Below are 17,535 nucleotides of genomic sequence, written 5' to 3' on the forward strand. Positions count from 1 at the left end.
CTGGCAGAGAAGAAGGGATTCGAACCCTCGCACCGCGTTCGCGATCTACTCCCTTAGCAGGGGAGCCCCTTGAGCCACTTGGGTACTTCTCTATAATATGGCTCCGCAGGTAGGACTCGAACCTACGACCGATCGGTTAACAGCCGATAGCTCTACCACTGAGCTACTGCGGAACAATTATGGTGGGCCTAAATGGACTCGAACCATCGACCTCACGCTTATCAGGCGTGCGCTCTAACCAGCTGAGCTATAGGCCCATAATTGAAAAGCGGGTGAAGAGAATCGAACTCTCGACCAGAGCTTGGAAGGCTCTTGTTTTACCACTAAACTACACCCGCATTAAATTGAAAATGGTGAGCCATGAAGGATTCGAACCTTCGACCCTCTGATTAAAAGTCAGATGCTCTACCAACTGAGCTAATGGCTCATTTTGAAAGTGGTGCCGGCTAGAGGACTTGAACCCCCAACCTACTGATTACAAGTCAGTTGCTCTACCAATTGAGCTAAGCCGGCTTGCGACTTCAAAATGGTGGCTCGGGACGGAATCGAACCGCCGACACGAGGATTTTCAGTCCTCTGCTCTACCGACTGAGCTACCGAGCCTTATTAAAATGGCGGTCCCGACCGGGGTCGAACCGGCGATCTCCTGCGTGACAGGCAGGCATGTTAACCACTACACCACGGGACCATTTGGTTGCGGGGACAGGATTTGAACCTGCGACCTTCGGGTTATGAGCCCGACGAGCTACCGTACTGCTCCACCCCGCGATGATATAATATGTAATTTAAGAAAAAATGGAGGAGGTAGAGGGATTCGAACCCCCGCGCGACTCTCGCCGCCTGTCGGTTTTCAAGACCGATCCCTTCAGCCGAACTTGGGTATACCTCCGAGATATAAACCTTTAGTGGTGGACCTTGTAGGACTCGAACCTACGACCGGACGGTTATGAGCCGTCTGCTCTAACCAGCTGAGCTAAAGGTCCTTTATGGTAGCGGCGGAGGGGATCGAACCCCCGACCTCACGGGTATGAACCGTACGCTCTAGCCAGCTGAGCTACACCGCCATAAATGATATTAAAATAAGTGGAGCCTAGCGGGATCGAACCGCTGACCTCCTGCGTGCAAGGCAGGCGCTCTCCCAGCTGAGCTAAGGCCCCATGTTTTTGGGAATATCGGGAAGACAGGATTTGAACCTGCGACCCCCTGGTCCCAAACCAGGTGCTCTACCAAGCTGAGCCACTTCCCGTTAATAAAAGCGCGCCCGAGAGGAGTCGAACCCCTAACCTCTTGATCCGTAGTCAAACGCTCTATCCAATTGAGCTACGGGCGCATATGGTGCCGAGGGCGGGGGTCGAACCCGCACGGTGGTCACCCACCGCAGGATTTTAAGTCCTGTGCGTCTGCCTGTTCCGCCACCCCGGCATGTCATATTGAAAATTGGAGCGGAAGACGGGATTCGAACCCGCGACCCCAACCTTGGCAAGGTTGTATTCTACCACTGAACTACTTCCGCAAGACATGTTTGAGATATTTTATTAAAAGTGCGGGTGAAGGGAGTCGAACCCCCACGCCAAAGGCGCTAGATCCTAAGTCTAGTGCGTCTGCCAATTCCGCCACACCCGCATATTAATATTTTAAGAAAAAATGGGGCGACTGATGGGAATCGAACCCACGAATGCCGGAGCCACAATCCGGTGCGTTAACCACTTCGCCACAACCGCCATGATTTTCTGGTGCCGACTAGAGGACTTGAACCCCCAACCTACTGATTACAAGTCAGTTGCTCTACCAATTGAGCTAAGTCGGCTAAATGGTGGAGGATGACGGGATCGAACCGCCGACCCCCTGCTTGTAAGGCAGGTGCTCTCCCAGCTGAGCTAATCCTCCATTTGCCTGGCAACGTCCTACTCTCACAGGGACAAGGTCCCAACTACCATCGGCGCTAGAGAGCTTAACTTCCGTGTTCGGTATGGGAACGGGTGTGACCTCTCTGCCATCATTACCAGACTGTATTCATTTAAGACAAGAATTATTGTAACTCGTTTAACTTCTAAAGTCAACAAGTTTTTTTATATTCTTTCAAAACTAGATAACATTGCTTCATATTATATGGTTAAGTCCTCGATCTATTAGTATTCGTCAGCTCCACATGTCACCATGCTTCCACCTCGAACCTATCAACCTGATCATCTTTCAGGGATCTTACTAGCTTACGCTATGGGAAATCTCATCTTGAGGGGGGCTTCATGCTTAGATGCTTTCAGCACTTATCCCTTCCGCACATAGCTACCCAGCTATGCCCTTGGCAGAACAACTGGTACACCAGCGGTGCGTCCATCCCGGTCCTCTCGTACTAAGGACAGCTCCTCTCAAATTTCCTACGCCCACGACGGATAGGGACCGAACTGTCTCACGACGTTCTGAACCCAGCTCGCGTACCGCTTTAATGGGCGAACAGCCCAACCCTTGGGACCGACTACAGCCCCAGGATGCGATGAGCCGACATCGAGGTGCCAAACCTCCCCGTCGATGTGGACTCTTGGGGGAGATAAGCCTGTTATCCCCGGGGTAGCTTTTATCCGTTGAGCGATGGCCCTTCCATGCGGAACCACCGGATCACTAAGCCCGACTTTCGTCCCTGCTCGACTTGTAGGTCTCGCAGTCAAGCTCCCTTATGCCTTTGCACTCTACGAATGATTTCCAACCATTCTGAGGGAACCTTTGGGCGCCTCCGTTACACTTTAGGAGGCGACCGCCCCAGTCAAACTGCCCACCTGACACTGTCTCCCGGGTCGATAAGACCCGTAGGTTAGAATTTCAATACAGTCAGGGCGGTATCCCACCAGCGCCTCCACCGAAGCTAGCGCTCCGGTTTCAATGGCTCCCGCCTATCCTGTACAAACTGTACCAAAATTCAATATCAGGCTACAGTAAAGCTCCACGGGGTCTTTCCGTCCTGTCGCGGGTAACCTGCATCTTCACAGGTACTATAATTTCACCGAGTCTCTGGTTGAGACAGTGCCCAAATCGTTACACCTTTCGTGCGGGTCGGAACTTACCCGACAAGGAATTTCGCTACCTTAGGACCGTTATAGTTACGGCCGCCGTTTACTGGGGCTTCAGTTCAGAGCTTCGCTTACGCTAACCCCTCTCCTTAACCTTCCAGCACCGGGCAGGTGTCACCCCCTATACTTCGCCTTACGGCTTCGCAGAGAGCTGTGTTTTTGCTAAACAGTCGCTTGGGCCTATTCACTGCGGCTTTCCGTTAAGAAAGCACCCCTTCTCCCGAAGTTACGGGGTCATTTTGCCGAGTTCCTTAACCAGAGTTCTCTCGCACACCTTAGGATTCTCTCCTCGCCTACCTGTGTCGGTTTGCGGTACAGGCACCTTTTATCTCGCTAGAAGCTTTTCTTGGCAGCGGGGAATCAAAGACTTCGCTCCATAAGGAGCTTCCCCATCACAGCTCAGCCTTCACGATAAGCGGATTTGCCTACTTATCAGCCTAACTGCTTGGACGTGCACAACCAATCGCACGCTTCTTCTATCCTTCTGCGTCCCTCCATTGCTCAAACGATAAAGAGGTGGTACAGGAATATCAACCTGTTGTCCATCGCCTACGCCTGTCGGCCTCGGCTTAGGTCCTGACTAACCCTGAGCGGACGAGCCTTCCTCAGGAAACCTTAGGCATTCGGTGGACGGGATTCTCACCCGTCTTTCGCTACTCATACCGGCATTCTCACTTCTAAGCGCTCCACCAGTCCTTCCGGTCTGACTTCACTGCACTTAGAACGCTCCCCTACCACTGATACCATTGGTATCAATTCGCAGCTTCGGTGGTGTATTTAGCCCCGGTACATTTTCGGCGCAGAGTCACTCGACTAGTGAGCTATTACGCACTCTTTAAATGGTGGCTGCTTCTAAGCCAACATCCTAGTTGTCTAAGCAACTCCACATCCTTTTCCACTTAATACACACTTTGGGACCTTAGCTGGCGATCTGGGCTGTTTCCCTCTTGACTACGGATCTTATCACTCGCAGTCTGACTCCTAAGGATAAGTCATTGGCATTCGGAGTTTGACTGAATTCGGTAATCCGATGAGGACCCCTAGTTCAATCAGTGCTCTACCTCCAAGACTCTTACACTTAAGGCTAGCCCTAAAGCTATTTCGGGGAGAACCAGCTATCTCCAGGTTCGATTGGAATTTCTCCGCTACCCACACCTCATCCCCGCACTTTTCAACGTGCGTGGGTTCGGGCCTCCATTCAGTGTTACCTGAACTTCACCCTGGACATGGGTAGATCACCTGGTTTCGGGTCTACGACCACGTACTAAACGCCCTATTCAGACTCGCTTTCGCTGCGGCTCCGCCTCTTCAGCTTAACCTCGCACGGGATCGTAACTCGCCGGTTCATTCTACAAAAGGCACGCCATCACCCATTAACGGGCTCTGACTATTTGTAGGCACACGGTTTCAGGATCTCTTTCACTCCCCTTCCGGGGTGCTTTTCACCTTTCCCTCACGGTACTGGTTCACTATCGATCACTAGGGAGTATTTAGCCTTGGGAGATGGTCCTCCCAGATTCCGACGGAATTTCACGTGTTCCGCCGTACTCAGGATACATTCAAGAGAGAACGAAGTTTCGACTACGGGGTTGTTACCCTCTACGACGGACCTTTCCAGGTCGCTTCGTCTACCTCGTTCCTTTGTAACTCCGTATAGAATGTCCTACAACCCCAAGAGGCAAGCCTCTTGGTTTGGGCTATGTTCCGTTTCGCTCGCCGCTACTCAGGAAATCGCATTTGCTTTCTCTTCCTCCAGGTACTTAGATGTTTCAGTTCCCTGGGTCTGTCTTCCATACCCTATGTATTCAGGTAAGGATACCATACCATTACGTATAGTGGGTTTCCCCATTCGGAAATCTTCGGATCAAAGCTTACTTACAGCTCCCCGAAGCATATCGGCGTTAGTCCCGTCCTTCATCGACTCCTAGTGTCAAGGCATCCACCGTGCGCCCTTTCTAACTTAACCAAACTAAAAATTAAAAAAATATGAGCTACACTGTTATCTAGTTTTCAAAGAACATACATTTATATATGAGAGATAGTTCTCTCAAAACTGAACAAAACGAAACACGGAAACTTATATTGATGAACAGCGTTCATCAATTCTCCATAGAAAGGAGGTGATCCAGCCGCACCTTCCGATACGGCTACCTTGTTACGACTTCACCCCAATCATCTGTCCCACCTTAGGCGGCTGGCTCCATAAAGGTTACCCCACCGACTTCGGGTGTTACAAACTCTCGTGGTGTGACGGGCGGTGTGTACAAGGCCCGGGAACTTATTCACCGCGGCATGCTGATCCGCGATTACTAGCGATTCCAGCTTCATGTAGGCGAGTTGCAGCCTACAATCCGAACTGAGAACGGTTTTATGAGATTAGCTCCACCTCGCGGTCTTGCAGCTCTTTGTACCGTCCATTGTAGCACGTGTGTAGCCCAGGTCATAAGGGGCATGATGATTTGACGTCATCCCCACCTTCCTCCGGTTTGTCACCGGCAGTCACCTTAGAGTGCCCAACTTAATGATGGCAACTAAGATCAAGGGTTGCGCTCGTTGCGGGACTTAACCCAACATCTCACGACACGAGCTGACGACAACCATGCACCACCTGTCACTCTGCTCCCGAAGGAGAAGCCCTATCTCTAGGATTTTCAGAGGATGTCAAGACCTGGTAAGGTTCTTCGCGTTGCTTCGAATTAAACCACATGCTCCACCGCTTGTGCGGGCCCCCGTCAATTCCTTTGAGTTTCAGCCTTGCGGCCGTACTCCCCAGGCGGAGTGCTTAATGCGTTAACTTCAGCACTAAAGGGCGGAAACCCTCTAACACTTAGCACTCATCGTTTACGGCGTGGACTACCAGGGTATCTAATCCTGTTTGCTCCCCACGCTTTCGCGCCTCAGTGTCAGTTACAGACCAGAAAGTCGCCTTCGCCACTGGTGTTCCTCCATATCTCTACGCATTTCACCGCTACACATGGAATTCCACTTTCCTCTTCTGCACTCAAGTCTCCCAGTTTCCAATGACCCTCCACGGTTGAGCCGTGGGCTTTCACATCAGACTTAAGAAACCACCTGCGCGCGCTTTACGCCCAATAATTCCGGATAACGCTTGCCACCTACGTATTACCGCGGCTGCTGGCACGTAGTTAGCCGTGGCTTTCTGGTTAGGTACCGTCAAGGTGCCAGCTTATTCAACTAGCACTTGTTCTTCCCTAACAACAGAGTTTTACGACCCGAAAGCCTTCATCACTCACGCGGCGTTGCTCCGTCAGACTTTCGTCCATTGCGGAAGATTCCCTACTGCTGCCTCCCGTAGGAGTCTGGGCCGTGTCTCAGTCCCAGTGTGGCCGATCACCCTCTCAGGTCGGCTACGCATCGTTGCCTTGGTGAGCCGTTACCTCACCAACTAGCTAATGCGACGCGGGTCCATCCATAAGTGACAGCCGAAGCCGCCTTTCAATTTCGAACCATGCAGTTCAAAATATTATCCGGTATTAGCCCCGGTTTCCCGGAGTTATCCCAGTCTTATGGGCAGGTTACCCACGTGTTACTCACCCGTCCGCCGCTAACTTCATAAGAGCAAGCTCTTAATCCATTCGCTCGACTTGCATGTATTAGGCACGCCGCCAGCGTTCATCCTGAGCCAGGATCAAACTCTCCAATAAAGTTAGTTTGTCTAGCATCTAAAAATAAAAATTGACGTTTCACGTTGTTTGTTTCGTTCAGTTTTCAAAGAACTACTTGGTCGCTCATTTGCGACTTCCTTATGTTAACATCTTCGTTTTTCGATGTCAACTAAGTTTTTTAATTTCTTTTTTGTCGTTTTCTGCGTTTCCGCATCAGCGACGGTTATTAATATATCATGGTAAAAAATGAAATGCAACACCTTTTATAAACTTTTTTTAAAACTGCCCACATTTCTTTTTTAATATCATATACTTAAACGAAATATCTCTTTCATGTATGAGTAATTCCTACATATATTTTATATAAAGTTACTCTATCAAAAAACGTTTCTTTCTATAATAAACGTTTTATTCATATACCATATCATACAAGGAGGAATACATATGGACTATACCGATTTATTAATCAAACTAGGTCTCTCGGCTATTTTAGGATTTGCCATTGGTTTAGAACGCGAATTAAAACGGAAACCACTTGGTTTAAAAACGTGTTTAGTTATTTCTATTATTAGTTGCCTCCTAACGATTGTTTCTATTAAAGCAGCTTATAACTTACCACATACCGATCATATGAATATGGATCCACTTCGACTTGCCGCTCAAATTGTATCAGGAATTGGTTTTTTAGGTGCTGGCGTAATTTTAAGAAGAGGCAACGATAGCATTGCAGGGCTCACGACTGCCGCTATGATCTGGGGTGCTTCTGGTATTGGTATTGCCGTTGGAGCTGGTTTCTATATCGAGGCAATTTTCGGAATGTGTTTTCTTATGATTAGTGTCGAACTGATACCATTGACAATGAAGTTTGTAGGTCCTAGGTCATTTCGCCAACGTGATATTGCAGTGAAACTTGTTGTGCGAAATATGGACAATATCCCGGTTGTAATCGAAGAGATAAAAGAAATGGATATAAAAGTTAAAAATATGAAGCTTAAAACATTAGAAAACGGTTCTCACTATTTACATCTTAAACTGTCCATTGATCAAAAAAGACATACCGCTGATGTTTACTATGCTCTCCAACATCTTGAAAGTGTCCAACAAACTGAAGTGGAAAGTATGTAGCATAAAACAAACTCTCTTTAATTAGAGAGTTTTTCTTTTTTCTATAATGGTAACAATGAATGTAATCCTGCAAAACAAGGAGGAATTTACTATTGAAATCCCGTCCGAATTTAGTAGATACATTTCGTGATTCCATTATTTTTCGTTTAATTTGTTTTATTATTGTATTCACTGCTTTTTCTGGTTTTCTTATACATAGATTAGAACCCTCTCATTTCACTACATGGTTTGACGGAATTTGGTGGTCAATCGTTACCATTTTTACAGTTGGATATGGCGACTTTGCTCCCCATACAACGATAGGAAAACTAATAGGTATAAGTATTATTTTATTAGGAACTGGCTTTTGTTCTTATTATATGGTTCTATTCGCTACTGAGATGATCAGTAAACAATATATGAAAATTAAAGGTGAAGAAGCCGCTACCTCTAACGGTCATATGATTATCGTTGGCTGGAATGAGCGTGCAAAACATGTTGTAAAGCAAATGCATGTACTACAACCAAACCTTGATATCGTTTTAATTGATGAAACACTTTCTTTACTTCCAAAACCCTTTCATCATTTAGAATTTATAAAAGGTTGTCCGCATCACGATCAAACTTTATTAAAGGCTAATATTGAAACGGCACACACCATATTAATAACAGCGGATAAAGAAAAGAACGAAAGCTTAGCAGATACACAGTCCATTTTAAATATTTTAACTGCAAAAGGACTCAATCCAAGCATTCACTGCATCGCCGAACTACTTACTACTGAACAAATTCAAAATGCAACGAGAGCTGGCGCGTCAGAAATTATAGAAGGAAATAAATTAACGAGTTATGTATTTACCGCTTCTCTTTTATTCCCTTCTATTTCAGGTGTACTATTCTCACTTTACGATGAAATCTCTGATAATAAATTACAACTGATGGAGCTTTCTCCATCCTGCACCGGACAAACCTTTGCAAATTGTAGCTATACCCTTTTAAAACGAAACATTCTCTTACTAGGTATAAAGCGTGACGATCAATATATGATTAACCCAGTCCATACCTTCATTCTTATCGAAAGCGACATACTAATTGTTATTCACCATTAAGAAAATGTTTTTCTAGTTCCCTCATGAGCACTTTTCCAATATTGATATATTTTCTTTTCACATCTGCATCTGGATCTTTCGGTTCAGCAAATTGATCCATCCCACTCGTTCCCGCAGTTAAAGTATTCACATTATCATCTAGTTCGTCTTGATATACGTGCGAAAGAATATACGGCGTTTCAAGACGGACTACTACACCAGGAACATCTAGTTCACCATCTACTGCTGTAAACGGCACTCGTAAAAATTGATACCCATCTTCTTCATCGATTTTGTAATCGAAGCATCCTTTATCATAATCCCAATTACCACCAATACTATATCCAAGTGGTTTCATAACCTCTTCTAATTTATATAACGCATATGTACGTCCTTCTAAATTTGATTGAATCGGAATCAAGCCCATCCCTCCAAGACTTTTCCTTTAGCATACCCACTCTAGTTTGAATATACTGATGGACTTTTCGATAAAATAATAAAAAGCGACCGGATTCCGGTCGCTTTTTATTATTTTAAACGCTCTTCTAATTCTGCTTTTAATTCTTCAAATCCTGGTTTACCAAGTAAAGCAAACATGTTTTTCTTGTATGCTTCTACGCCAGGTTGATCAAATGGATTTACGCCTAATAAGTAGCCGCTCATCGCACATGCTTTTTCGAAGAAGTATACAAGGTAACCGAATGTATACTCATTTAATTCAGGAATATTTACGATTAAGTTTGGTACTCCGCCATCGCTATGTGCAAGTAATGTACCTTCATATGCTTTTGTGTTTACGAAGTCTACAGTTTCACCAGCAAGGTAGTTTAATCCGTCTAAATCGTTGTCTTCTAATTCGATTGTTAGTTCATGTGTAGATTTACCTACTTTAAGAACTGTTTCAAATAAGTCACGACGACCTTCTTGAACGTATTGACCTAATGAGTGTAAGTCAGTTGAGAAGTTTGCTGAAGATGGGAAAATACCTTTTTGATCTTTTCCTTCACTTTCACCAAATAACTGTTTCCACCACTCAGCGAAGTATTGAAGTGCTGGCTCATAGTTAACAAGCATTTCAATTGTTTTTCCTTTATTGTATAAAGCGTTACGAACTACTGCATATTGGTAAGCTGGGTTTTCTTCTAGTTCTGATGTTCCGAAGTCATCATGACCAGCAGCTGCACCTTTCATCATCTCTTCAATATTCAAGCCACTTACTGCGATTGGTAATAAACCAACTGGCGTTAATACAGAGAAACGTCCTCCAACATCATCTGGAATAACGAATGTTTCGTAACCTTCGTTATCAGCTAATGTTTTTAATGCACCACGCGCTTTATCTGTAGTTGCATAAATACGTTTGCGAGCTTCTTCTTTTCCATACTTCTCTTCTAATAACTTACGGAAAATACGGAATGCTAGTGCTGGCTCTGTTGTTGTACCTGATTTGGAAATAACGTTAATAGAGAAGTCTTTACCTTCTAATACGTCCATTAAATCTTTCATGTAAGTGGAGCTAATGTTTTGTCCAACAAATAGCACTTGTGGAGTTTTACGTTGTTCTTTAGATAGCGTGTTGTAGAAAGAATGGCTTAACATTTCGATTGCTGCGCGTGCTCCTAGGTAAGAACCACCAATACCTACAACAAGTAAAATGTCAGAGTCATTTTTAATTTTTTCTGCGCATTTTTGAATGCGAGCGAATTCTTCTTTGTCATATTGAAGCGGAAGGTCTACCCACCCAAGGAAATCGTTCCCAGCTCCAGTTTTTTCGTGGATTGCGTGATGTGTTACTTTCACTGCATCACGTAAATAAGTGATTTCATGTTCACCGATGAAGGATAACGCTTTAGAATAGTCGAACGTTACATGTGTACTCATCTTTTTCCCTCCAATTATGGATATGTATTTCTGTATTCACTTTAGCGAAACTGAAGTTGTAAATCAAGCGATTCAAACATTGTAAACGTAACCAATATATAATTTTTAGAAAAAGTTCATTTTTTGCATAAAAATTCGCATTTTTCGGTATAGATGTATATACATCCTTTTTCGAACATTTTTTATGTATAAAAACAACATAACTACCCCATTCTATAAAAGAGTTAATTAACTCATCGCTTGCTCATGCTTCACAATTAAGGGGGGCTTTTTCATGAGTACTCTGCAACGTATCGCATTAGTCTTTACTGTAATTGGCGCTGTGAACTGGGGACTAATCGGATTTTTCCAGTTTGACTTAGTAGCAGCCATTTTCGGCGGACAAAATTCAGCTCTTGCACGTATTATTTACGGCATCGTTGGTATATCTGGGCTTATCAACCTTGGTTTACTGTTTAAACCATCTGAAAATCTTGGTACGCACCCAGAAACAAACGAAATTCGATAATCAGTATGTCCTTTCACCTCCGACATACGAATATGATTGCATGCAATCATATTTGCAAATATATATCATAAGATAAAGTAAAAGAGGAACGCTCATATGCGTTCCTCTTTTACTTTGTTAACTCGGACTCTTCAATCCATTCTGCCAACTTTTCTCGCAGCGTATTAAATCCGTTTTCAGATGGGTTCGGTATAAGAATCCTTCCTTGTTTTCTTTTCGCCGCTTTTAACGATAAACTCATTTTTCTGTGCTCTTCATCAATTGAAAGTACCTTTACTTCTACTGTATCGCCGACTTTTAAAAAGTCATGAATATCCTTTACATATCCATTTGTAATTTCAGATATATGCACAAGTCCTTGTGTTTCTGCATCTAACGCTACAAATGCACCGTAATCTTGAATTCCAGTCACTTTCCCTGTTACAACCACTCCTGTTGTATATTGTTCTGACATATGAAACACTCCCATACGTTTACCATTCTCTCTACAATTATAGAGAGCAAAGCAGATATATTTATTTTAAATATCCGATTGGTTAGTACGCATTCTAGATAATGATATCTAGAATGCGTATACCTTATATTAGTAAATTATACCACTATGACAGAACTCATTCAAAATTCATGAAAAATTTCCCTTAAAGAAGTATAATTCTCCAATATTGGGATAGACTACTAACACATGGCTTTCTAGTATTCCCCCCCTTTTATGGACAAAACGTATTACGTTTTGTCCTTTTTTTATTTTCTACAAACCGTTCCATTCTCTTCATTGCTTCCATAAGTTGTTCAAGCGACGTCGCATATGAACAACGAATAAATCCTTCACCACTTTCGCCAAATACGCTACCAGGAACAACGGCCACTTTTTCTTCCAGCAATAACTGTTCTGCAAATTCCGCTGAAGATAATCCGGTTGAGGATATAGAAGGAAACACATAAAATGCTCCGCCCGGCACATGACACGTTAAGCCCATTTCATTGAAAGATGTCGTTATGAAGTTACGACGCTTCTTATAGCTATCTCTCATTCGAATTACTTCATCGTTCCCTGCGCGTAACGCCTCAAGTGCTGCAAACTGAGACATCGTCGGTGCACACATCATTGAATACTGATGGATTTTGAGCATTAATTCTGAAAATTGAACAGGAGCTGCAATCATACCGAGGCGCCATCCTGTCATCGCAAATCCCTTTGAAAATCCTGAAATTAAAATCGTATGCTCACGCATATTTTTAATACTCGCAAAACTTGTATATACTTCGTCGTATACAAGTTCTGCATAAATTTCATCAGATAATACGATTAAATTGTACTTCTCAACAATCACTGCTATTTCTTCAAGCTCGGATTTATTTAGCATTGCACCTGTCGGGTTATTTGGTGAACAAAGCAAAATTGCCTTTGTTTTCGCTGTAATAGCTGCTTCAATTTGTTCTGGTTGTACTTTAAACTCGTTTTCTAACGTAGTCGCCACAGGAACCGGAACTCCTCCAGCTAATGTCACAAGTGGTGCATAAGAAACGAAGCTCGGTTCAATAATGAGCACTTCATCATCAGGATTTATAATGGCGCGCATCGCTACATCTAACGCCTGGCTCGCTCCAACTGTAACAATGATTTCATCACTTGGATCATAAGATACTGCAAATTGTTTTTTTAGATACTTTGCTATTTCTTGACGGAGCTCCAATAATCCTGCATTTGCTGTATATGACGTATACCCTTGTTCCAAAGAACGAATACATGCTTGCCTTACATTCCAAGGTGTAACAAAATCTGGCTCTCCTACCCCGAGGGAGATAACACCTTTCATATTTGCTGCTAAATCGAAAAATTTTCGAATACCAGATGGTTTTAAAGATTCTGCTGATCTAGATAGTTCAAATTGCTTCATGGTGTCACCACAATTCGCTTATCATCATCGTCTTTTTCATAAATAACGCCCTCATGTTTATACTTCTTCAAAATGAAATGAGTAGTTGTAGAAACGACAGATTCAATTGTTGCTAATTTCTCAGAAACAAACATCGCTACTTCCCCCATCGTTTTCCCTTCTAATGTAATAGAAAGATCATATGTCCCTGACATTAAATAAACGGATTTCACTTCTGAATAACGATAAATTTGTTCAGCAACCGCATCAAACCCAACGCCATGCTTTGGCGTAACTTTCACATCGATCATCGCCGTTAAACCTGTATGTTCTTTCACCTTCGTCCAATCAATATGTGTTACATAATCCACAATAATCTTTTCATTTTCTAACCTCGCAACCATCTTCTTTACTTCTTCTACCTCTATATTTAACAGCTTCGCTAATGTATCTACAGATAATCGACTACTCTTTTCAAGACAAGCTAATAATTCTAATTCTTTTTCTGTCACCATATAAATCATCCTTCCTTTTCGTTTGTGTCTAAATTATACAAATACCCTTTCCAGTTTGAAAAGAAGATTTTTCTATTGAATTATGTCAAAATAAAGTGAAACTTTAATCAGCGAAATGCTTCACCCCGCTGATTATTAGTTGAACCAATCGGGCTTTTACGGACAGTTGCTCTCCCACCTAACCTCTTTGCTTGAGCTGCTTTTTGAGGTGGGAGACTTACTGTCCGTTAATGCGGGGTAAAGTGAAACTTTAATCAGCGGAAAAATGCGTGATAAAGCGAAAGGGGATGGAACCGTGAAACCAAAAGTTTATATTGCTGAACCAGTTCCAACATTTGTAGAAAACTATTTATCAGAACACTGTGATTATGAAAAATGGGATCAAAATGAGAAAGTACCTCGTGATGTTCTATTAGAGAAAATACAAGATAAAGATGGGTTATTAAATTTCGGATCTGCTATTAATGAAGAATTACTGACAGTGGCTCCTAACTTAAAAGTAGTAAGCAACATTTCTGTCGGTTACGATAATTTTGATTTACAAGCGATGAAAAAGCGAAATGTTATCGGGACGAATACACCATACGTATTAGATGATACAGTAGCTGATCTCGTTTTCGCCCTTATGTTATCAGCTGGGCGCCGCGTTTGCGAACTTGATTCTTACGTGAAAAATGGTGAATGGAACGCTGAAATCGGAAAAGAACACTTCGGACTAGATGTACACCATAGCACAATTGGTATTATTGGTATGGGCCGAATTGGAGAAGCCGTTGCAAAACGAGCAAAATTCGGATTTGATATGAATGTTCTTTACTATAACCGCCGTCGTAAAGAAGAAGCTGAACAAAAATTCGATGCTACATATTGTGATTTACAGACGCTACTGAAGCAGTCTGACTTTATTGTTCTTCTTACTCCATTAACAGATGAAACATATCACCTTATCGGAGAAAAGGAATTTTCATTAATGAAAGAAACAGCAATCTTCATTAATGCTTCTCGCGGCAAAACAGTAGATGAAGAAGCGTTAATCCATGCTTTAACAGAAAAGAAAATCTTTGCAGCAGGTATCGATACATTTACACAAGAGCCAATTCAAAAAGATAATTCACTCTTATCATTACAAAATGTTGTGACTTTACCACACATCGGATCTGCAACATTAAAAACTAGGCAGCAAATGGCTATGACCGCCGCTGAAAATTTAGTTGCAGGATTACAAGGGAAAACACCGCCTAATATTGTTCGCAGGTAATACTGAATAAACGAAAGGCAAGATGACATCGTCATCTTGCCTTTTTTTGTTAACATATTTTCTTCTTCCTTGGAGATGATATGAACAAAAATCAATGGAGTGACAAAAAATGAATCACGAATATACTTGTCCTTATTTCACTTTTTCCACTCGCGGCACTACTATTCATTACGAATTGTATGAACACGATAACAAAACAGAACGTCCTACTTTCGTACTCGTTCACGGCTTTTTATCTTCCTCATTCAGTTACCGTCGTCTCATTCCCTTACTATCGAAAGCAGGAACAGTGATTGCTCTTGATTTACCACCGTTCGGAAAAAGTGATAAGTCTCATCTCTTTAAGTATTCTTATCACAATTTAGCAACGATTATTATTGATTTAATTGAACATTTATCTCTCTCAAACATTGTATTAGTTGGGCACTCTATGGGTGGGCAAATTTCCCTCTATGTAAACCGTATACGTCCTGAACTCATTTCAAAAACGATTTTACTATGCAGCTCTAGCTATTTAGCACGCGCAACCTTACCTTTACTATACTCTTCTTATTTACCGTTCTTTCATTTATACGTAAAGAACTGGATTATTAGACGCGGCATTGTTCATAACTTAATGAATGTCGTTCATGATCACTCATTAATTGACGATGAAATGAAAAAAGGTTACTCCGCTCCTTTTTATGACGACCGTATATTTCCCGCTTTAACTCGCATGATACGAGACCGTGAAGGTGACTTATCTTCAACTGAATTACAAAAAATTGAAACACCTACACTACTCATTTGGGGTGAAAAAGACCGCGTCGTCCCTGTACATGTAGGTCATCGTCTACACAAAGATTTACCGAATTCAAAATTTATTTCTTACGAAAATACAGGACATTTACTACCTGAAGAAAAGCCTGAACATGTTTATGAAGAAATTATCGCTTTTTCCGCGCAATAAAGTGAAACTTTAATCAGCCCCCACCTAACTTCTTTGCTTCCGCTGAATTTTGAGGTGGGGGGTCTTACTGCCCAGCAAATAGCGGGATAATATAAAAAAGGCTGTCGGAAATTCCGACAGCCTATAATGAACAGCTTCCGCCTTCTTTTATTACAAGTAATTCCACAGCTAATTTCTCACATTTTTCAAGCGCAGGTACTTCCTCAAAAGACATAAAGTATATATGTTGAATCTTCTTTGCGATGTATTTTGAATCGTCAAACACACTTATGACGTTCACAACATCGCTCGCTTCTGTTTCATAAAACTCCGGTCCCATTTGAAACGGATCCCAATTCTTCACAACCTCTATCATCTTTTCATATGTACCCATTCGCTTCCCGCCTTTTCACTTTTTAATACTTTTCTTTATCCTATCACATCAGCTATTCTATAAGAAGAGAGAGAACTTTCATAACTTAACGGTTTTACAGAATAAGGGGGCAAACGTATGCAACTATTTCATAAAACAGTAAATCGGCGTGGAACACATAGCACAAAATGGGATACTTATAAAAACGAAGAACTTCTCCACGCTTGGATTGCTGATATGGATTTTGAAGTACCAACACAAATTCAAACTGCTTTAAAGAAACGTATTGAGCATCCTATTTTCGGCTATACACTTCCTCCCGAAAATATTGGAGATATTATTTGTAACTGGACAAAAAAACAATATAACTGGGACATTCAAAAAGAATGGATCGTTTTTAGTGCGGGGATCGTTCCAGCTCTTAGTACGAGCATACAGGCTTTCACAAAAGAAAACGAATCCGTTCTCGTACAACCACCTATTTATCCTCCATTTTTCGAAATGGTCACAACAAACAACAGGCAGTTATGCGTGAGTCCATTACAGAAACAAAATGATACATATGTGATAGACTTCGAGCATTTAGAAAAGCAGTTTCAGCAAGGCGTCAAACTCATGCTTCTTTGTAGCCCTCATAATCCAATCGGACGCGTTTGGACGAAAGAGGAACTTGCGCAGCTCGGATCGTTATGTACTAAATATGACGTTATCGTTGTCGCGGATGAAATTCATTCCGATATCATTTATGCAGACCATACACATACGCCGTTCGCTTCCTTATCTGAAGAATTAGCAGAGCGCACTATCACTTGTATGGCTCCAAGTAAAACATTTAATATCGCTGGATTACAAGCGTCGATTATTATCATTCCAAACGAAAAACTCCGTCACGCCTTTACAGCTATCCAATATAGACAAGGCTTCCACGGGTTAAATATCTTCGCCTACACAGCGATGCAAAGTGCCTATACAGAATGTAATGGTTGGCTAAAAGAAATTCGATTATATATAGAAGATAATGCTCAATTTGCTTGTGAATATATTAAAACTCACATACCTGCTCTTTCCGTAACGAAGCCAGAAGGTAGCTTTTTATTATGGATTGATTGTTCTCGTCTAAATCTTTCTCAAAGCGAGCGTACCGCACTACTTGAGGAAAAAGGAAAAATCATCGTTGAACCTGGTGAGAAATACGGGTTAGGTGGCGAAGAACATATTCGAATTAACATCGGCTGTCCACGATCTATTTTAGAAGAAATTTTGAACAGACTGCGTCATACGTTTTCATAATAATAGAGGAGTCTGTCATATT

12 protein-coding genes, 21 tRNA genes and 3 rRNA genes are annotated in these 17,535 nt (G+C 42.4%); 6 read left to right on the top strand and 30 right to left on the bottom strand.

Annotated elements, in window-relative coordinates; genetic code table 11:
• Position 1 precedes the first annotated feature (1 nt).
• The 24 genes from AC241_RS24225 to AC241_RS24340 all read right to left on the bottom strand — a co-directional run bounded on the left by AC241_RS24225 (position 2) and on the right by AC241_RS24340 (position 6,730).
• Positions 2-92: transfer RNA gene (locus AC241_RS24225), tRNA-Ser, on the bottom strand.
• Positions 93-98: 6 nt separating this feature from the next.
• Positions 99-173: transfer RNA gene (locus AC241_RS24230), tRNA-Asn, on the bottom strand.
• A gap of 7 nt (positions 174-180) precedes the next feature.
• Positions 181-257, bottom strand: a tRNA-Ile gene (locus tag AC241_RS24235).
• A 10-nt stretch (positions 258-267) separates the two neighbouring features.
• A tRNA-Gly gene (locus tag AC241_RS24240) sits at positions 268-338 on the bottom strand.
• Between the two features lie 13 nt (positions 339-351).
• Positions 352-427 (bottom strand) — tRNA-Lys (locus AC241_RS24245).
• 10 nt (positions 428-437) lie between these two features.
• Positions 438-513 (bottom strand) — tRNA-Thr (locus AC241_RS24250).
• 14 nt (positions 514-527) lie between these two features.
• Positions 528-603, bottom strand: a tRNA-Phe gene (locus AC241_RS24255).
• Positions 604-612: 9 nt separating this feature from the next.
• Positions 613-688, bottom strand: a tRNA-Asp gene (locus AC241_RS24260).
• Positions 689-691: 3 nt separating this feature from the next.
• A tRNA-Met gene (locus AC241_RS24265) sits at positions 692-768 on the bottom strand.
• Positions 769-796: 28 nt separating this feature from the next.
• Positions 797-889 (bottom strand) — tRNA-Ser (locus AC241_RS24270).
• A gap of 17 nt (positions 890-906) precedes the next feature.
• Positions 907-983, bottom strand: a tRNA-Ile gene (locus AC241_RS24275).
• A 4-nt stretch (positions 984-987) separates the two neighbouring features.
• Positions 988-1,064: transfer RNA gene (locus AC241_RS24280), tRNA-Met, on the bottom strand.
• Positions 1,065-1,084: 20 nt separating this feature from the next.
• Positions 1,085-1,157, bottom strand: a tRNA-Ala gene (locus AC241_RS24285).
• Between the two features lie 15 nt (positions 1,158-1,172).
• A tRNA-Pro gene (locus tag AC241_RS24290) sits at positions 1,173-1,246 on the bottom strand.
• A 10-nt stretch (positions 1,247-1,256) separates the two neighbouring features.
• Positions 1,257-1,330 (bottom strand) — tRNA-Arg (locus AC241_RS24295).
• A 3-nt stretch (positions 1,331-1,333) separates the two neighbouring features.
• Positions 1,334-1,422: transfer RNA gene (locus AC241_RS24300), tRNA-Leu, on the bottom strand.
• A 16-nt stretch (positions 1,423-1,438) separates the two neighbouring features.
• Positions 1,439-1,513, bottom strand: a tRNA-Gly gene (locus AC241_RS24305).
• 29 nt (positions 1,514-1,542) lie between these two features.
• Positions 1,543-1,623 (bottom strand) — tRNA-Leu (locus AC241_RS24310).
• Positions 1,624-1,645: 22 nt separating this feature from the next.
• Positions 1,646-1,721 (bottom strand) — tRNA-His (locus tag AC241_RS24315).
• Positions 1,722-1,731: 10 nt separating this feature from the next.
• A tRNA-Thr gene (locus AC241_RS24320) sits at positions 1,732-1,807 on the bottom strand.
• 4 nt (positions 1,808-1,811) lie between these two features.
• Positions 1,812-1,887: transfer RNA gene (locus AC241_RS24325), tRNA-Val, on the bottom strand.
• A gap of 4 nt (positions 1,888-1,891) precedes the next feature.
• Positions 1,892-2,007: ribosomal RNA gene (rrf, locus tag AC241_RS24330) — 5S ribosomal RNA — on the bottom strand.
• Between the two features lie 102 nt (positions 2,008-2,109).
• Positions 2,110-5,031 (bottom strand): 23S ribosomal RNA (locus tag AC241_RS24335).
• A 147-nt stretch (positions 5,032-5,178) separates the two neighbouring features.
• Positions 5,179-6,730 (bottom strand): 16S ribosomal RNA (locus tag AC241_RS24340).
• Together the 16S, 23S and 5S rRNA genes with 21 tRNA genes alongside form the textbook arrangement of a ribosomal RNA operon.
• A gap of 405 nt (positions 6,731-7,135) precedes the next feature.
• Between AC241_RS24340 and AC241_RS24345 the strand changes: the two genes are divergently transcribed.
• Positions 7,136-7,816 carry an MgtC/SapB family protein gene (locus tag AC241_RS24345; protein ID WP_043937535.1) on the top strand — a complete coding sequence of 227 codons (681 nt, stop codon included), beginning with the start codon at positions 7,136-7,138 and terminating at the stop codon, positions 7,814-7,816.
• A gap of 92 nt (positions 7,817-7,908) precedes the next feature.
• A complete protein-coding gene (locus tag AC241_RS24350; protein ID WP_050844637.1) occupies positions 7,909-8,904 on the top strand; it encodes a potassium channel family protein in 996 nt (331 codons plus the stop codon).
• Here the strand turns inward: AC241_RS24350 and AC241_RS24355 are convergent.
• Entirely contained in the window at positions 8,891-9,304 is a 414-nt protein-coding gene (locus AC241_RS24355; protein WP_016079894.1) for a YugN-like family protein, read from the bottom strand. The genes AC241_RS24350 and AC241_RS24355 overlap by 14 nt on opposite strands.
• 107 nt (positions 9,305-9,411) lie before the next feature.
• The gene (locus AC241_RS24360; RefSeq protein WP_000103664.1) at positions 9,412-10,764 is read right to left on the bottom strand and encodes a glucose-6-phosphate isomerase; all 1,353 of its coding nucleotides are present in this window, start codon (positions 10,762-10,764) and stop codon (positions 9,412-9,414) included.
• 274 nt (positions 10,765-11,038) lie between these two features.
• Here AC241_RS24360 and AC241_RS24370 point away from each other — a divergent pair, with 274 nt between their 5' ends.
• Positions 11,039-11,272 (top strand): DUF378 domain-containing protein, encoded by a 234-nt coding sequence (locus tag AC241_RS24370; RefSeq protein ID WP_000105788.1) that lies wholly within the window; start codon positions 11,039-11,041, stop codon positions 11,270-11,272.
• A gap of 109 nt (positions 11,273-11,381) precedes the next feature.
• Here AC241_RS24370 and yugI read toward each other — a convergent pair whose 3' ends face one another.
• From yugI to AC241_RS24385, 3 genes are all read right to left on the bottom strand, one after another.
• On the bottom strand, positions 11,382-11,726 hold the full coding sequence (gene yugI / locus AC241_RS24375) for a S1 domain-containing post-transcriptional regulator GSP13 (protein WP_000003764.1): 345 nt from the start codon (positions 11,724-11,726) through the stop codon (positions 11,382-11,384).
• A 253-nt stretch (positions 11,727-11,979) separates the two neighbouring features.
• On the bottom strand, positions 11,980-13,170 hold the full coding sequence (locus tag AC241_RS24380) for an aminotransferase (protein WP_050844638.1): 1,191 nt from the start codon (positions 13,168-13,170) through the stop codon (positions 11,980-11,982).
• Positions 13,167-13,664 carry an Lrp/AsnC family transcriptional regulator gene (locus AC241_RS24385; RefSeq protein WP_000255696.1) on the bottom strand — a complete coding sequence of 166 codons (498 nt, stop codon included), beginning with the start codon at positions 13,662-13,664 and terminating at the stop codon, positions 13,167-13,169. The genes AC241_RS24380 and AC241_RS24385 overlap by 4 nt, the downstream gene beginning before the upstream one ends.
• A 265-nt stretch (positions 13,665-13,929) precedes the next feature.
• Here AC241_RS24385 and AC241_RS24390 point away from each other — a divergent pair, with 265 nt between their 5' ends.
• Together AC241_RS24390 and AC241_RS24395 are read left to right on the top strand one after the other, a co-directional pair.
• Positions 13,930-14,922 carry a 2-hydroxyacid dehydrogenase gene (locus AC241_RS24390; RefSeq protein WP_050844639.1) on the top strand — a complete coding sequence of 331 codons (993 nt, stop codon included), beginning with the start codon at positions 13,930-13,932 and terminating at the stop codon, positions 14,920-14,922.
• A gap of 109 nt (positions 14,923-15,031) precedes the next feature.
• Entirely contained in the window at positions 15,032-15,871 is an 840-nt protein-coding gene (locus tag AC241_RS24395) for an alpha/beta fold hydrolase (protein WP_001015204.1), read from the top strand.
• 121 nt (positions 15,872-15,992) lie between these two features.
• Here AC241_RS24395 and AC241_RS24400 read toward each other — a convergent pair whose 3' ends face one another.
• The gene (locus AC241_RS24400; protein WP_016079890.1) at positions 15,993-16,244 is read right to left on the bottom strand and encodes a YugE family protein; all 252 of its coding nucleotides are present in this window, start codon (positions 16,242-16,244) and stop codon (positions 15,993-15,995) included.
• Between the two features lie 117 nt (positions 16,245-16,361).
• Between AC241_RS24400 and AC241_RS24405 the strand changes: the two genes are divergently transcribed.
• Positions 16,362-17,513, top strand: coding sequence for a MalY/PatB family protein (locus tag AC241_RS24405; protein ID WP_050844640.1), 1,152 nt, complete (start codon positions 16,362-16,364; stop codon positions 17,511-17,513).
• The last annotated feature ends 22 nt before the right edge of the window (positions 17,514-17,535 follow it).

It is taken from the genome of Bacillus thuringiensis (assembly GCF_001182785.1).
In the GTDB taxonomy this organism is placed as follows: domain Bacteria; phylum Bacillota; class Bacilli; order Bacillales; family Bacillaceae_G; genus Bacillus_A; species Bacillus_A thuringiensis_S.